At 62.8% G+C, this 15,513-nt stretch carries 15 protein-coding genes; 2 read left to right on the top strand and 13 right to left on the bottom strand.

What is annotated here, in order from left to right; translation table 11 throughout:
• Window positions 1–154: 154 nt before the first annotated feature.
• Window positions 155–1,702, top strand: coding sequence for a stage V sporulation protein B (spoVB, locus tag THECO_RS12230; protein ID WP_015255358.1), 1,548 nt, complete (start codon window positions 155–157; stop codon window positions 1,700–1,702).
• Between the two features lie 62 nt (window positions 1,703–1,764).
• Here the strand turns inward: spoVB and THECO_RS12235 are convergent, their stop codons facing one another.
• Window positions 1,765–2,511: a YetF domain-containing protein gene (locus tag THECO_RS12235; protein ID WP_015255359.1), complete on the bottom strand. Its 747-nt coding sequence runs from the start codon at window positions 2,509–2,511 to the stop codon at window positions 1,765–1,767.
• 119 nt (window positions 2,512–2,630) lie between these two features.
• Window positions 2,631–3,980: an ArsB/NhaD family transporter gene (locus tag THECO_RS12240; protein WP_015255360.1), complete on the bottom strand. Its 1,350-nt coding sequence runs from the start codon at window positions 3,978–3,980 to the stop codon at window positions 2,631–2,633.
• Window positions 3,981–4,167: 187 nt separating this feature from the next.
• Between THECO_RS12240 and THECO_RS12245 the strand changes: the two genes are divergently transcribed.
• Window positions 4,168–4,557, top strand: a complete 390-nt coding sequence (locus THECO_RS12245) for a TIGR04086 family membrane protein (protein WP_015255361.1) — start codon at window positions 4,168–4,170, stop codon at window positions 4,555–4,557.
• A 153-nt stretch (window positions 4,558–4,710) separates the two neighbouring features.
• Here THECO_RS12245 and yajC read toward each other — a convergent pair whose 3' ends face one another.
• From yajC to ltrA, 11 genes are all read right to left on the bottom strand, one after another.
• Window positions 4,711–5,022, bottom strand: coding sequence for a preprotein translocase subunit YajC (gene yajC, locus THECO_RS12250; protein WP_015255362.1), 312 nt, complete (start codon window positions 5,020–5,022; stop codon window positions 4,711–4,713).
• A gap of 15 nt (window positions 5,023–5,037) precedes the next feature.
• Window positions 5,038–6,186, bottom strand: coding sequence for a tRNA guanosine(34) transglycosylase Tgt (gene tgt, locus THECO_RS12255; RefSeq protein ID WP_041853897.1), 1,149 nt, complete (start codon window positions 6,184–6,186; stop codon window positions 5,038–5,040).
• Complete coding sequence (queA, locus tag THECO_RS12260) at window positions 6,173–7,234, bottom strand: tRNA preQ1(34) S-adenosylmethionine ribosyltransferase-isomerase QueA (protein WP_015255364.1); 1,062 nt, start codon at window positions 7,232–7,234, stop codon at window positions 6,173–6,175. Before queA ends, tgt begins: the two co-directional genes overlap by 14 nt.
• 4 nt (window positions 7,235–7,238) lie before the next feature.
• Entirely contained in the window at window positions 7,239–9,389 is a 2,151-nt protein-coding gene (locus THECO_RS12265; RefSeq protein ID WP_015255365.1) for a SpoIID/LytB domain-containing protein, read from the bottom strand.
• A gap of 3 nt (window positions 9,390–9,392) precedes the next feature.
• The gene (locus THECO_RS20580) at window positions 9,393–9,917 is read right to left on the bottom strand and encodes a thiol-disulfide oxidoreductase DCC family protein (RefSeq protein ID WP_015255366.1); all 525 of its coding nucleotides are present in this window, start codon (window positions 9,915–9,917) and stop codon (window positions 9,393–9,395) included.
• Window positions 9,918–9,956: 39 nt separating this feature from the next.
• Window positions 9,957–10,997, bottom strand: coding sequence for a Holliday junction branch migration DNA helicase RuvB (gene ruvB, locus THECO_RS12275; protein ID WP_015255367.1), 1,041 nt, complete (start codon window positions 10,995–10,997; stop codon window positions 9,957–9,959).
• A 19-nt stretch (window positions 10,998–11,016) separates the two neighbouring features.
• Window positions 11,017–11,646, bottom strand: a complete 630-nt coding sequence (ruvA, locus tag THECO_RS12280) for a Holliday junction branch migration protein RuvA (protein WP_015255368.1) — start codon at window positions 11,644–11,646, stop codon at window positions 11,017–11,019.
• Window positions 11,643–12,146, bottom strand: a complete 504-nt coding sequence (gene ruvC, locus THECO_RS12285) for a crossover junction endodeoxyribonuclease RuvC (protein WP_015255369.1) — start codon at window positions 12,144–12,146, stop codon at window positions 11,643–11,645. The genes ruvA and ruvC overlap by 4 nt, the downstream gene beginning before the upstream one ends.
• Window positions 12,147–12,300: 154 nt before the next feature.
• Window positions 12,301–12,891, bottom strand: a complete 591-nt coding sequence (locus THECO_RS22595; RefSeq protein WP_052835894.1) for a BofC C-terminal domain-containing protein — start codon at window positions 12,889–12,891, stop codon at window positions 12,301–12,303.
• A complete protein-coding gene (locus THECO_RS20585; RefSeq protein ID WP_052835895.1) occupies window positions 12,818–14,038 on the bottom strand; it encodes a reverse transcriptase domain-containing protein in 1,221 nt (406 codons plus the stop codon). The genes THECO_RS22595 and THECO_RS20585 overlap by 74 nt, the downstream gene beginning before the upstream one ends.
• A 339-nt stretch (window positions 14,039–14,377) precedes the next feature.
• Window positions 14,378–15,466, bottom strand: a complete 1,089-nt coding sequence (gene ltrA / locus THECO_RS12295; RefSeq protein ID WP_015255371.1) for a group II intron reverse transcriptase/maturase — start codon at window positions 15,464–15,466, stop codon at window positions 14,378–14,380.
• Window positions 15,467–15,513 lie beyond the last annotated feature (47 nt).

A 15,513-nucleotide genomic window follows, 5' to 3' on the forward strand; every position in this document is an offset into this window, starting at 1 on the left:
CACGCTCGCGGTTACAACATCTATTCGCCCCCGCGTCCCCGAATTCCTGCCGGATGCGGCCGATCGGCTTCAGGCATGCCGCCGGACAGGCCGCATAGATATGGAATAGGGCCAGTCCGCAAGGGACTCGCCGCATGCAGAGGGGGATGCTCATGTGACAAGGCAAACGTTCATTCAAGGCGCCATGATTCTGCTCGCCGCCGGCATCATCAACCGGATTCTCGGCTTCATTCCCCGCATCGCCCTGCCGCGCATCATCGGCGCGGAAGGCGTCGGGCTGTATCAGCTCGGCTATCCGTTCATGTCCGTGCTCGTCACGATCGTCACCGGCGGCATTCCGCTGGCCGTCGCGAAATGGGTCGCGGAAGCGCGCTCGATCGGCGATATCCACGGTGAACGAAAAATTTTCCGCACCGCCATGACGCTCGCCATCGTACTGTCCACGCTGCTGGCCGGCCTTGCCGCACTGGCCGCGCCGTGGGTAACGACCCGGGTGCTCACCGATCCGCGCGTGTACACCATCTTCATGTGGATGTTGCCGGTCTTGCCGATCACGGCCGTGTCGGCCGTGTTTCGCGGCTACTTCCAGGGTTGTCACAACATGATGCCGACGGCGGTATCGACGGTGGCCGAGACGGTGGTCCGCATCGCGTTCGTGCTGCTTCTGTCCGCTGCGCTGCTGCCTTACGGACTCGAATGGGCTGCCGCCGGCGCGATGATGGGCGTCGTGGCCGGTGAATCGTTCGGCCTGGTCGTGCTTCTGGTCCAGTATGTACGGAGCAGGCAAGCCGGACGCGCCCCGGAAGGCGCCGTCGCCGGCGGTCCGTTCCCGGCGCTGCACAGGCTGCTTGGCCTGGCCGTTCCGGTCACCGGCAGCCGGCTGGTCGGCTCGCTCTCCTACCTGTTCGAATCGATTTTTACCGCGCGGAGCCTGGCGGCGGCGGGCATTGCGACCGGCATCGCGACCGCCCAGTACGGCGCGCTGCAAGGCATGATCATGCCGGTCGCGCTGCTGCCGACCGCGCTCACCTATTCGCTGGCCGTCTCGCTCGTCCCTTCGTTGTCCGAAGCCGCGGCCGGCAGAGACCGGGCGCTCATCCACAAACGTTTGCACCAGTCGACACGGATCGCCCTCGTCGCCGGGGCGCCGTTCGCCGTCGCCATGTATCTGTTCGCCGAACCGATCTGCCGGCTGCTGTACGATCATGCGGAGATCGCGCCGATGCTGCGGATGCTCGCTCCCGCCGCCCTGTTCATCTATCTCCAGGCTCCGCTGCAAGCCGCCCTTCAATCGCTCGACAAGCCGGGCGTGGCGCTGACGAATACCTTCATCGGCGCAGCGGTGAAACTGACGCTGATCGTATTGCTCGCATCGCGGCCGGATCTCGGCATCTACGGCGCGCTCATCGCCATCATCGTCAACATCGTGCTCGTCACCGCGCTTCACGGCATCGGCGTCGCCCGGGCGATCGGGTTCACCATGAAGCTGCCCGATTTCGTAAAAGTCGGGTCCGCCATGACCGTCATGGGCGCCGCTTCCCTGTTCGTCATGAAGCGCTGGCTGCTGCCCGCCGAATGGATGAACCTGCTGCTGGCCCTCGCCGCCGGCACCGTCGTCTACCTGCTGCTCATGGTTCTGATGCGGATGATCGACCGGCATGACGTTGTCCGCATTCCGTTCATCGGCCGTATTTTCCGCTGATGGCCGCCGCCTCAAGGCCCGCATGAAAAATCTGATGCCGATGGCGTACCGCCGCCCGCTTGCTAAGGCTGCGGCTTCCGGGCGGCGTCGACGAACAGCCGGCCCCGATGGTCGAGCGTGCACAGGAAGACGTCCTTGACGTCCGAAATGCCGCGCGAGCGCAGCTCGCTCCGCAGCCAGAACCGGTTCTTCCCGAGCTTCTCCAGATTTTCCTCGAGCACTTGTCCGTCCATGATGAGCGGAACCGGCAGCGTCTCGAACCGATATTTCGGCGGGAACCGCACCGTCCCGGACGCATGGTCCTGCTGCGCCTTTTCCTGCTTCTCCGTGCCCGGCTCCGTCCCGCCGCCTTCCGCTTCCTGCTTCTTGATGACCGACAGCTTGCCGTTCGGCTCCAGGACGGCGAACTCGACATCCCCGACCGAGGCGATCTGCTGCTCGCGCAATTGCACCATCAGATCGTCGAGCGTATAGCGCTGCTTCCGCATCACATCGCGGTTGAGCCGCCCTTTCTCGATGACGATCTGCGGCTTGGCGTCGAACATGAGCCGAAGTTTCCTGGACTTCAGCAGAATGAGCGACGTTCCGACCTGAATGGTTAGCAGCGCGGCCAGCGGCACGAGCGCATGCATCATCGCTTTGTCGGGCTCTATTATGGAGATGACCGCGATCTCGGCGATCATGACCGAGACGACAAAGTCGAAGACCGACAGCTTGCCGATCTCCCGACTGCCCATGATCCGCATCACCGCAAGCACGACAAAATACATTATCACGGTTCGCAGCACGATATGGCCGAGTTCCTGCACGGCAGCCGCTCCTCCCCCCGCATCCGTCTTCCCGTCCGATCGGTATCCGTATTATGCGCGCTCTGCCGGAACGCGCATGCGGAAGCAGGGGGTTCAATATGTGGATGCCCCGCCTGACGTTACAACAGGAAAAGGCAGATATAGCCGGTGGAGACGGCCAGCGACAGCAGCGCAACCGGCGCACCGATCTTCAGGTAGTCCAGATAGGAAAGTTCCTTTCCTTCCCGGGCGGCCATGCCGGCCACGACGACGTTGGCCGCCGCGCCGATCAGCGTGCCGCTCCCGCCGAGCGATGAGCCGAGCGCAAGCGACCACCAGACCGGATTGAGCGCCTCCGGATCCGTCAGATTCATTTGGGCGCCGAACTCCTGCACCAGCGGAATCATGGCCGCGACGAACGGCGTGTTGTCGACCGTCGCGGACACCATGCCCGACAACCACAACACCAGAATCGAAAAATAGCCGATGTCGCCCGATGCGAGCTGCAGCGCCATCGTCGCCAGCCTTCCGACGACGCCGGTCTCGACCAGGCCGCCGACCACCGCGAACAGGCCGGCGAAGAACACGACGGTTCGCCATTCGACGTTGTCCAGCGCTTCATCGACGGCTTTGCCCTTCAGGCCGGCAAGCATGAGCAACGTCGCCCCCGCCATCGCCACCGTCGCTGCCTCGATGCGCACGCCCGTCCATGCGGAGAGCGGTCCGTGCAGCACGAGCCCGATGACCGTCAGGCCGAGCACGATCACCGTCTTCAGCGCCAGCCTACGGTCCTGAATGGCGCCGGCGGCGTCAATCGCGAGCAGTTCCTTCCGCTCCGCATTGCCGGCGGAAAGCTGCTTGCGATAGAGCCAGGCCAGCAGAGACACCGTCAGAATCAGAATCAGCAACGATACAAGTCCGGCATGAACGAGAAAGTCACTGAACGTCAGGTGCGGATTCGCCCCGCCGATCATCATGTTCGGAAGGCTGCCGACCATCGTGGCGGCGCCGCCGACATTGACGGCGATGATCTCCGCCGTCAGGTAAGGCATCGGACTGACCTTCAGCACGCGTGTGACCAAGAACGTAAGCGGCACGATGAGCAGCACGGTCGTCACATTGTCGAGCAGCGCCGAGCCGACGGCTGTCCCAACGGTCAGGATGACCAGCATTTTGAGCGGGCACCCTTTTACCCGCTGTACCGCTTTCATCGCCGCAAATTGAACGACACCGGACCTGCTTGCCATGCCGGACAGCAGCATCATGCCGACCAGCAGAAACAGCATCCTCCACGACACATGCACGCTGTAAGCCTCTTCAAGACCGACGACGCCGAGAAGCGCCGCGATGACGGCTCCGGTCAGTGCGACGGCCGCGCGGCTCATTTTCTCTGTAATAATGACCGCATAGACGACAAGAAATACGACGACCGCCGCGATCACCTGCCAACCCGGCGTGAAGGCCGTTTCAGACGCGACTTGTTGAACCAATCGGGTTCCCCCCTGTTCATCCAGCCGAAATCCCATCGATTATAACGCAACATTTCCTGTTTCGTCCACGCTCGCATCCTCTTTCTTCCAGATCAAAAACGACAATCCATGTTCTATTTCCGCTTGTCCCGCATAAAGTGTACAAACTGTGCAGAATCGCAGATGACGGTCCGGGGAGGGATGAACGATGGAACCGATCCGAACGGTGACGCGGTCCGGCGGCCGGCTGCCGCTGCTCTACGGCTTGTTCGCGTCGATCCTCTGGCTGGGCACGGGCGCATTGCTGCTCTCGCTCCTGCTCCGCTACAGCGGGCTCAAGGAAACGGCGCTGCCGACCCTGGCACTCCTGGTACACGGCATTTCCGCGCTGGCCGGCGGGTTCACGACGGGAAGACGAGCCGGGCAAAAGGGCTGGTACAGCGGCCTCCTGCTCGGTGTTGTCTATGCGCTGATCGTGCTGGTGATCGGTTTTCTCGCAGCGGACGCGCCGCTCAGTCTGGAATCGCTGTACCTGTTGGCGGCCGCGGCAGGCGCCGGAACGATCGGCGGCATGTTCGGCGTCGGCACCCGACGATAGTCCGTTCGCACAGTTTCGTAGGGCTGTTGCTTTGCGTCTGCCGAACCATTGCCCGGGAAATAGACGCCATCCGGGAAATCGCCGACCTCTTCCTTGTCATGAAAAAACCCTCTGCCGTGCGGGCAGAGGGTTTCGCCATGATGTACGCCGGTATCAGGAGTCAGCCGACGGCGCCGATTCGACGACCGTATTGATGGCGCTGCGCTCGAACGTCATTCTGACCGTATCGTTGACGCGCAGCACGACCGTGTCGTCCGTCAGCTCGACGATCGTGCCATGCAGACCGCCGATCGTCGTGACCTTGTCGCCTTTCTTCAATTGGCTGAGCATCAGATTGCGCTGTTTCTGCTTTTTCTGCTGCGGCCGGATCAGCAGGAAATAAAAGACCGCAAACATCAGCACGAACGGCAAGATAAGCCCCCAGATGCTGCCGCCCCCGGTATTGGAAGTCGTGGCCAACCACATAACCGCTCCTCCTCTCTAGAACCCTTTGTCATTGTCAAACAGGCCGTACTCGGCGAAAAACCGATCGCGGAAATCGAGCAGCCGATCTTCCATTATCGCTTGCCGAACGTCCTGCATGAGCTTCAACAGGAAATGAAGATTGTGAATCGTCGTCAGGCGGATGCCGAACGTCTCGTCCGCCTTGATCAGATGCCGGATATAGGCTCTGGAATAGTTCCGGCACGTGTAGCAGTCACAGGCCGGATCGAGCGGACCGAAATCCTCCGCGTATCGGGCGTTGCGCACAACCAGCCGGCCGCGGCTTGTCATGCATGTCCCGTTGCGCGCAATGCGCGTCGGCAGCACGCAGTCGAACATATCGATGCCGCGGATCGAGCCCTCGATCAACGCGTCGGGCGAACCGACGCCCATCAGGTACCGCGGCTTGTCGGCCGGCAGCAGCGGAACCGTATAGTCAAGCACTTCGTACATGACATCTTTTGGTTCCCCTACGCTCAGCCCTCCAATAGCATACCCCGGGAAATCAAGGGATGTCAAATCAGCCGCGCTTTGGCGGCGCAAATCTTCGTACATGCCGCCCTGCACGATGGCGAACAGCCCCTGATCGTCCGGACGGGCATGCGCCTTCAGGCAGCGCTCGGCCCAGCGGCTCGTCCGCTCGACCGACTGTTTGACGTAGTCATAGTCGGCCGGATACGGCGGGCATTCGTCGAACGCCATCATGATATCGGAACCGAGCGCATTCTGGATTTCGGTCGCGAGTTCCGGCGACAGGAACAGGCGGTCGCCGTTCAAATGCGAGCGGAACTCGACGCCTTCCTCCTTGATCTTGCGCATCGCGCTCAGGCTGAACACCTGGAATCCGCCGCTGTCGGTCAGAATGGCGCGGTCCCAGTTCATGAACCGGTGCAGACCGCCCGCCCGCTCGATCAGCTTGTGGCCCGGACGGAGGAACAGGTGGTACGTGTTGCTCAGGATGATTCCCGCATCCATCGCCTTCAGTTCTTCCGGGCTCACCGTCTTGACGGTCGCCTGCGTGCCGACCGGCATGAACGCCGGCGTGTCGAACGAGCCGTGCGGCGTATGCACCCGGCCGAGCCGGGCGCCGGATTGTTTGCAGACTTTGATCAGTTCGTACTTTATTGCCACGTTATCGCTTCCCATTCGAGTATATGAACATGGCGTCGCCGAAGCTGAAGAACCGGTATTTCCGCTCGATCGCCTCGCGGTACGCCTCCATAATCTTGTCCCTACCCGCAAAAGCGCTCACGAGCATGACCAGCGTCGACTTCGGCAGATGGAAGTTCGTCAGGAGCGCATCAACCATTAGAAAATTGTATCCGGGATAAATAAAAATGTCCGTCCAGCCGCTGCACGCCTCGATCTTTCCGGGGCCGAACCTGGCGGCCGCCGTCTCGAGCGTCCGCGCGGACGTCGTGCCGACCGCAACGATCCTCCCGCCCCGCTCCCGCGTCTCGTTGAGCAGCGCGGCGGTCTCCGCGCCGATCTCGTAATACTCGGCGTGCATGACGTGATCTTCGACGCGCTCGGCCGTCATCGGACGGAACGTGCCGAGGCCGACATGCAGCGTCAGGAACGCGGTGCGGACGCCGGCTGCGCGCAGTTCGTCCAGAAACGCGGGCGTAAAATGCAGCCCCGCCGTCGGCGCGGCCGCCGATCCTTCCCGCCTGGCGTAGACGGTCTGATAGCGTTCACGGTCGTCCAGCCGCTCGCGGATATAAGGCGGCAGCGGCATCTCGCCCAGCCGGTCCAGCAGTTCCTGAAAAATGCCGTCATAACGGAACTCGACCGTTCGAAAACCCGATTCGCCTGCTTCAAGCACAACGGCCCGCAGCAGCGGAGCACCGTTTTCATCTTCGCCGAAGACCAGCTCGGTGCCGGGCCTCATCCGCTTCGCCGGCTTGGCCAGCGTTTCCCACCGATCGCCTTCCAGCTGCTTCAAGAGCAATAGTTCGACGCGGGCCCCGGTCTCCGGTTTGATCCCGTGCAGACGCGCCGGCAATACGCGCGTATCGTTCAGCACGAGCGTATCGCCGGGCATGAGGTAACGTTTCAAATCGGTGAACGTGCCGTGGTCGATCCTTCCGGTCTCGCGATCGAGCGCGAGCAGCCGGGAAGCCGTCCGTTCGGGCAGCGGCGTCTGCGCAATCAGTTCTTCGGGAAGTTCAAAATCGAATTCGTGCGCGAACACCGCGTTAACCTTCCTTCTCGATGGTGACATTCTTGAAATAGTATTTCAGAATCGATTGATAGTCATACCCGCGCTCGGCAAGCGCGCGCGCCCCCCACTGGGACAGCCCGACGCCGTGGCCGTTGCCGGTGCCGGTGAAGCGGAACGCCGGCTCGGCGGTGGCGGCGCGGATCGTGCCGTCTCCGCTCAGGATGTACATATTGTTCGTGTCCAGCTTGACGGTCTCGCCCGAAGCGCCGGTCATGTAGACCGCGCCGTTCTCGAACGGGCGCTCGCGCAGCTCTCCGCTTGCGCCGAGCATGGCCACGCGGCCCGTCTCGTCGATCTCGAACCGGGTGCTCGGAAGTCCCCCGAGCGCCGAACGAAGCGTGTCCGGTGTGCGGACATCATACCGTTTGCCGTTCACGAGCAATTCCGTGACGCGTCCGGACGGGCCGCGCTTCGACGCTTCGAGCGTGCGGATCTCGCCTTCGATCGGCGTCGCGGACCTGCCCTTCATCGACTCCGCCAGCTGCGCCGGCGTGAACGGTCCCCTGATCCACGACATCTCGTTGGACTGCACGACGGTCTCAAGCAGCACCACCCGCGTTCCCGCATCGACGCGGGCAACCGGCTCGACGTCGCTCTGAATGAGCGGTATCGGCCGGATCGCCACGCCGTCGCCGGTGACCCGGAGCACCTTGCTGCCCGCGGTCGTCCGCTCGCCGGTGTCCGCGACCAGATCTTCCCGGACGTATCCGTTGCGGCCGTCCGGCAGGACAACGCGATGCCAGCGATACAGCCCGTTCTCCGACAGCTCGTCCGGGCTCGGCACGCTGCCGAGATACGCGACGCTGTTCCCCCAGATCTCGGCGGCATCCGCCGTCACACCGCCTGCGCTCGACGAGAACAGCGCCTCGACGATCCGCCCGTTATGCATGAGCACCTCGCCGCGCGTCGCGTCGACCGCCGCGCTCGTCTGCGGCTTCTCCGTGCCGATGCCGCCGTACACCTGGCTGTATGTATTGTCGACTACGTGCGCAATCTGAAAGCCGAACCCCTGGAAGAGCGCATAGCTGCGCGCGGCGACGGCCTGCGCCTTGAGCGCTTCGGCCGGCCAGGAAGCCGGCATTTCCGCGCCGACGACCGAATACAGGTACTCTTCGAACGGCAGCTCATTCACGACCGCCAGCCGCTGATTGAGGGCCGTCGCTTCGAATGCGCCCCGATAGGTGCGTCCATAGCGTTCCTCAAGCTTGATGCCGGTGCCGTTTCCGGACGGCTGCAGCCACACCTTGACGGAGCCGTCAACCGGGACAAGAATATGCCTCGACCGCGTGCCGCCCGCTTCATAGCCGTCGCGCAGCAGCAGGTAAGGCTTGTCCGGCGTGAACGGCGCGAGGGAGCCGCCGGCGGCTGCCTGCACGGCATCGAGGCCGGCTGCGCCGGTTGCCGCGCCGACGAGCACCCTGTACTCCGCGGATTTGGCCCCCGCTGCCGCCGCCGCATAGGCTTCCAGCCCCGCGTCAGCGAGCGCCTGCGCGGCCTTCCGCGCTTCTTCAAGCGTCGCATAGCTTCCCGCATCCAGGTGGGCCGGACCGGCCAGCGAAGGCGCGGCGCCGCCGAGGTGCGGCTGCAGATCGGGGCTCGACCGCCATTTCGCCAGCGCGGCTTCCGCTTCCGCGAGCGTCGGATAAGCGCCTTCTTCCACCACATAGACCGCCTTGCCCGACAGCTGCAGCATTGCGGCCGAACCGCTGCCGGACAGACTTTGCAGTTTCTGCAGCAGGGCGGAGGCCGCCGCGGCGCTCTCCGTCGTCAGCAGGCGGACTCTGTAGCCGTCCAGGCTCACCCGAACCGGTTCGCCCGCGCCGGCATGCAACACGGGAAGGACGCCGTCCGGCTGCCGCATGCCGACCGACAGGCCGGCCGCCGACGAGAACGTCGCGGAGGCGGTCCGCAGCTGATACTTGCCGGGCAAATCGATGAATATGGCCACGCGGATCGTATCCAGTGTCGGCACCGCGCCGAACGACAGGTTCGTCGTCAGCACGGCGTTGAGCAGCATCAGCACGATTGCCGGGGCCAGGAAGCGGCGAAGCCGGGGCAGCCTTGTGCCCCCCGCGGCGCTTCCCTGGGCCGGCAAGCCTTCGCTTGCAACGATAGCCTTCGCCATCCGTTATCGTTCCTCCATCTCCCTGGTACTTGACGGCCGCGGGCGGGACGCTCCGGCGCCGTCCGCGTTCCGGTGAAGCGCGCAGGCGCCGCTCGCGCATCCTTCGTCCGCCCTGCCGAACCAATCATATCTGCGCCGGGCGACATACCGGTATGCCGCGTCGGCAGCCCGCTTCAACCCGGGAACGCGGTACAGCCAGGATAACAGCCGCCATCCCGGCAGCTCGCGCATGATCCGTACCACCGCTTCCGCTCCGGCGAAAACGGCGCCGTCCGCCTGCACGACGTGCAGCTGCGCGCGCAGCGCAGCGGCATCGAGGCGCGTCAGATCCGGCAGGCCGGACGGTTCCTGGCGGCCGCCGTCACGCGCGCCCGCTGCCTGCGCCTCCAGCGCCTGCAACGGCACGAAGCGGAGTTCCGCCCGCGCGCCGCGGACGGCGGCGAGCTGCCGGACCGCGCCGGTGCACAGCGCGCATTCCGCATCGTACACGACGCACAGCGTTTCCCTTCGCTTTCGCTTGTCCGGCATGCGCATCCCTCCCGCCGCAGCTTGCGTCTTTCCGGCCGATCAGAAGAGCAGCGGGCCTTCCTCCGGCTCATCCTTGGGCCGGTCGCCCGGCACCGGCAGCCCGAGATGCCGGTAGGCCGACACCGTCACGACGCGGCCGCGCGGCGTCCGCTGCAGGAACCCGATCTGCATCAGATACGGCTCGTAGACGTCTTCGATCGTCTGGCTCTCCTCGCCGATCGTCGCCGCGATCGTGTCCAGGCCGACCGGACCGCCGCGGAAATGGTCGATCATGGCGCGGAGCATCTTGTGGTCGATCTGGTCGAGTCCCATCGGGTCGACCTGCATCCGTTCCAGCGCCTCGCGCGCCAGATTGGCGGTGATGATGCCGTCGCCCGCGACCTGGGCGAAATCGCGCACCCGTTTCAAGAGCCGGTTCGCGATGCGCGGCGTGCCGCGCGAGCGCATCGCGATCTCGCGCGCCGCCTCGCCGATCAGGCCGACGCCGAGAATGTCGGCCGACCGCGAGACGATGAACGCCAGCTCATCGACCTCGTAATATTCGAGCCGGCTGACGACGCCGAACCGGTCGCGCAGCGGCGCCGACAGCAGCCCGGCGCGGGTCGTCGCCCCGACGAGCGTGAACTTCGGCAGGTCGAGCCGGATGGACCGCGCGCTCGGGCCCTTGCCGATCATGATGTCGAGCGCGAAATCTTCCATCGCGGGATAGAGCACTTCCTCGACCGTCCGGTTCAGGCGATGGATCTCGTCGATGAACAGCACATCGCCTTCCTGCAGATTGGACAGAATCGCCGCCAGATCGCCCGGCCGTTCGATGGCGGGACCGGAGGTCGTCCGCATGTTGACGCCGAGTTCGTTCGCGATGATGGCGGACAGCGTCGTCTTGCCGAGCCCCGGAGGACCGTAGAGCAGCACATGGTCGAGCGCCTCTCTCCGCATTTTCGCCGCTTCTATGTACACCTTCAGGTTCTCCTTCACCCGCTCCTGCCCGATATACTCGGACAGGTAGCGGGGGCGGAGGCTGTATTCCGCCGTCTGGTCTTCCATCATCAGCCGGGCGGATACGATCCGTTCGTCCATGGCGCCTCCCCTCCTTCCGTCAACCTCTGAAGAGCAGCGTCAGCGCCCGCTTCACGAGGGCGTCCGCCGTCTCCTCTCCGCTCACCGAACCGCTGATCGTCTGCCATACGCGGTCGATCTCCGCCGCCGTATAGCCGAGCGCGGCCAGCGCTTCGCGCGCCTCCGGCCAGGCGGTGCCCGCGCCCTGGCCGCCAGCCGCGGCCGGTTCCGCGGGCAGATCGTCCATGCCGGACGCGGGTCCGATGCCGGTGCCGCGGTCCAGCTTGTCCTTCAGGTCCAGAATCATCCGCTGGGCGGTCTTGCGCCCGATGCCCGGCAGCTTGGTCAGAAACGCGACGTTCTCCTGCCGGATGGCGGCCGCGATCGCTTCCGGACGCGCGCCCGCCAGGACGCCGAGCGCGACCTTCGGTCCGATGCCGGACACCTCGAGCAGCGCCCGGAACAGCCGCTGCTCCTCGCGCGTCGCGAAGCCGAACAGCAGCGCGGCATCCTCGCGCACATGATGATGCGTATAGACGGTCACCGGCTCGCCGGATACCGCGAACGCATAAGGATTCGGTGTGAAAACGCGGTACCCGACGCCCGCGACGTCGACGACGATCCATTCCTCTTCGATGTGCGCGACGGGTCCCCGTATGTAGTCGATCATGTCCGGTTCACTCCGTTCATCCGGTTCAGCAGGACGGCGAAATGGGCATGGCAGACCGCGACCGCCAGCGCGTCCGCCGTATCGTCCGGCTTCGGCACCGCGGGCAGGTTCAGAAACATGCGCGTCATTTCCTGCACCTGCCGCTTCTCGGCCTTGCCGTATCCGACGATCGCCTGCTTCACCTGCATCGGCGTATATTCCGCGACGGCGATGCCGCGCTGCGCCGCCGCCAGCACGATGACGCCCCGCGCTTCGCTGACCGTGAACGCCGTCGTGACATTGCGATTGAAGAACAGTTTCTCGATCGCCGCGGCGTCCGGCTTGTACTTGTCCATCAAAGCGCCGGCCGCTTCGTACACCTGTTTCAGGCGGATGTCATGCGGCGTTCCGGCCTCCGTCTCAATGCAGCCGTATTGGACGGGAACGAGCCGGTTCCCGATGCTGTCGATGATCCCGAATCCGACGAGCGCAATGCCCGGATCGATCCCCATTACCCGCACGCCGTTCTCTCCCCGTTTGCAAAACCTTTTGAAGCTTCATCCCATTATAGCAAATGTCGGGACGCATGAGAACAGACGTTTCCGGCCCCGAAAACAGCCCAGGGCCGCCCCGATCCTTCCGGATAACGGGACGGCCCCGGCCGCGCCCACGCGTTCAGGAAACGCCGAATGCGCCGGCATCATCCGGCGCCGCATATTCGCTGAATGAGGACAGCACGCTGTTGTATTCATCCAGATCCGAAACGCGGATGCCCCGCACCAACGCATCGAACCGTTCTTTCGGCAGGCTGCTCTCCATGTAGCGGATGTTCAGTTGATAGAAGGACCGCAGCACCTTGCCGCCATCCGGCGGTCCGTCGAACAGCGACAGCCGTCCGTCCGCGTCGATGCCGAACACCGCGCTTTCCTTGCACGCCGGCGACAGGTCGTTGATCCGCTCTTCCATGATGACGGCGCCGCTGCCGGCGGACACCGCCCGCCATTCCGGATGGCGGCGCAGCAGGTCGATCGCCTGCGCGGCGGTCATCCTGCCGAGCAGCTGCGTCTCTTCGCCGCAAACGAACCTTCGGCGCAGCGTCACGTCGACCGGCGATCCGGCCGCGCGCACCGCTTCATACCGCCGGGCATCCGCTGCGTCGACACCTGAGGCTTGCGGCGCCGCCGCGGCGGCATCAGGGACGGCGGTCATAATGGCGCAGGCTGCCGCGGCCAGCCAGACCGCCAGCCGGAGTCCGCCCGGCCGCATGCCGCGCCTCAGCCGTCTGCGAAGCTCTTTCCACAGGCTGAATCCCATCCGCGAAACCTCCCAAGCAATACTTTGTCTTATTGTCCCTTCCCTGGTTGCGATTATTCCGCCCGTCCGCGGTGCGCATAAACCGCCAGCCGTTCCGCAAATCGGAACAGGCATGATCCGGACGGCGGGCAAAAGGGCCATACCCGGGAAAGCGGTGCAGGTACGTTCCGGACGGTGGCCAAGGGATGCACATTCGTGCGGCTGCGGTATTGCGCGTTGGAGAGGCGGGGTGCTTTTGAGCGATGCTTTTGAACGTGTTGGAGCGGTGTACTTGGGCGGAACCCGTGAGCATTCCCGAATTGGCGAAATTTTTTCCTCTACTTTCGATTTTCGGGACCGGATTTGCGAAACGTAGAGTAAAGGGCTGGGGGACCAGCCCCTCCTCATCAAACCGTACGTGCGGTTTTCCTGCATACGGCTTTCCGACGTTCTTCACCTTGCGCAATACGTACTTCGCCACGTGGTAGCGGACCGCAGTCTGGCTTCCCTCAGGATTTCGTGGAAGCGGGATCGTCTCAGCGACCACTTCTTGTACTTCTTCCGGCAGAAGATCATGAGCCTCTTGATGAGGTACCAGTCGATCTTCGCCAGAAATCGATTGGCCGCCCCTAACCAGATCATCCGCGTATCGCACCAATGTTCCCAAATGGGCGAATCGCCTTGCCCGGATGGTATCGAGGCAGTTCAGGTAGATATTGGCCAACAGCGGCGAAATGACACCGCCCTGCGGGCTCCCGATCTCGGATTCATGAAACTGATCATCTTTCATGACCCCCGCTTTCAGCCACCCGCGAATCAGTTTGAGCACCTTCCGGTCTGACACCCGCATCTCCACAAGTTTCATCAGCTTCTCATGCGAGATGTTGTCGAAGTACCCCTTGATGTCGACGTCCACCACCCAGTACACCTGACCATTGTTCACGACGCTTCCTTTGTTGGCCTTTACTTGCTTCCACGCGCAGGTCATGATGTCTTCGCGGCAGATCTTGTCATACAGCGCATGGAACCGCCTCGTTGGCTTTTCCTTGGCTGCAAGGTACGGGGCTCGCTGGAGTTGTCGAGCTTTTGCTTTGGTGCAGTCAGCCTTCCGGGCATTCACCCACTCTTACCTCCAGATCCACCCTTGAACGAAGTGAGGGTCCTTCCCTTCGCGGGGTTGTGTTGTCCCGGCCTCATCGGTGTAGAGTCGAAGGAGGTCGGCTTACGCCTCTCTCCGTCCGCTCGATCAAACGGATCGTGCAGTTTTCCCGCAATCCGCTTTCCTTCATGTCACCCTTTGGGTGCAGTTCGTAGGTTCAAATCCGGAATTAACGACAAAAGGTTCACCAGTCTGTACTTGGAGTAGAGGATGGATTCGGGCAACTTCTTCCACCCTGTGTTTCGCCACCGTTTAAACCGATGGCTCCATATTCGCCTTATGATCCAGCGTTGGAGTCGGTTAAACAGCTTTCTTACATGGGCTTTTACGGAAATAGTTTCCCCATCCTCGTATGACGGGATTGATGGAGTCAATGAGTTCGTAGACCGTTAACGGTATGCGTCTGCGCGTTCGGGCCCGAATCGTATCCATGAATGCTTGAATGGACTTCGCTTTGGGATAGGCATAGATGTTGAATTTCGGTTGTTTCTTCACCTTATCCCGCGGCAGTGACAGACCCTTTCCCCGTTTGAGTTTGTAGCCCAGAAACTCAAATCCCCGTGTGATGTGGGTGATCCTGGTTTTATCCGGGTGAAGCGTCAATCCGAGCGACTCCAGAATCATTCTTGCGTCCCGAAGTGCCCGTGCCGCCTCCGCTTGGGTCTTGCAGAGAACCACCCAATCATCGGCAAATCGCGTCAGCCGATACCCTCTCGCCGTCATCTCATGGTCGAACCGGTTCAGATAAATGTTGCTAAAAAGCGGACTGACCACGCTTCCTTGCGGTGTTCCGCTTGGGGTAGCGTATTTCTTTCCGCTTTCCATATACCCGGCTTCGAGCATTTGCCTGACCAGTTTGAGGATTCTGCCGTCGCTGATTTGCTCCGCAATCATATCGATTAGCGGTTCGTGATGGACCGTCCCGAAGAAATCCCGCAAGTCCGCATCCACGATCCATTCGCATCCATCCATGAGTTCGCGATAAATCTTCCGCATCGCTTGATGCGTCGATCTACCCGGTCGGTATCCGAAGCTGCATTCACTGAACAGAGGTTCGAAGATAGGCTCCAGCCTGTTCTTCAAGGCCTGTTGACATACCCTGTCCCGTATTGCCGGAATGCCCAACGGTCGCTTTTCACCCGGTTTCCCTTTCTTGGGGATGAGTATCCGTCTGACCGGCATCGGTCGGTATGTACCCTGTTTCAGTTCTTCGTGCAGCCGCGCCAGTTCCACTTCGGCAACTTCTTGGAACGCCGCGATGGTCACCTTGTCGATTCCTCCGCTGCCTCCGTTTGCCTTCACCGACTCCCATGCCATTTCCAAGTTTGTCCGATGATACACTTTGTCGATTAACGAATGAACTTTCCGACCTGTGCCTTCTGCTTTCATGCGTTTCGTATCCTCCGCCTGCAAGTTCCGGGTCTTTCACTTAGGGA

Origin of the sequence: Thermobacillus composti KWC4, assembly GCF_000227705.2 — a bacterium.
Classification (GTDB): Bacteria; Bacillota; Bacilli; order Paenibacillales; family Paenibacillaceae; genus Thermobacillus; species Thermobacillus xylanilyticus.

Coding starts and splice junctions, on each gene's coding strand:
- THECO_RS12245 (WP_015255361.1), top strand. CDS start 4,168: ATGGAACCGATCCGAACGGTGACGCGGTCCGGCGGCCGGCTGCCGCTG.
- yajC (WP_015255362.1), bottom strand. CDS start 5,022: ATGTGGTTGGCCACGACTTCCAATACCGGGGGCGGCAGCATCTGGGGG.
- tgt (WP_041853897.1), bottom strand. CDS start 6,186: ATGGGAAGCGATAACGTGGCAATAAAGTACGAACTGATCAAAGTCTGC.
- THECO_RS12265 (WP_015255365.1), bottom strand. CDS start 9,389: ATGGCGAAGGCTATCGTTGCAAGCGAAGGCTTGCCGGCCCAGGGAAGC.
- THECO_RS20580 (WP_015255366.1), bottom strand. CDS start 9,917: ATGCCGGACAAGCGAAAGCGAAGGGAAACGCTGTGCGTCGTGTACGAT.
- ruvB (WP_015255367.1), bottom strand. CDS start 10,997: ATGGACGAACGGATCGTATCCGCCCGGCTGATGATGGAAGACCAGACG.
- ruvA (WP_015255368.1), bottom strand. CDS start 11,646: ATGATCGACTACATACGGGGACCCGTCGCGCACATCGAAGAGGAATGG.
- THECO_RS22595 (WP_052835894.1), bottom strand. CDS start 12,891: ATGCGGCCGGGCGGACTCCGGCTGGCGGTCTGGCTGGCCGCGGCAGCC.
- ltrA (WP_015255371.1), bottom strand. CDS start 15,466: ATGAAAGCAGAAGGCACAGGTCGGAAAGTTCATTCGTTAATCGACAAA.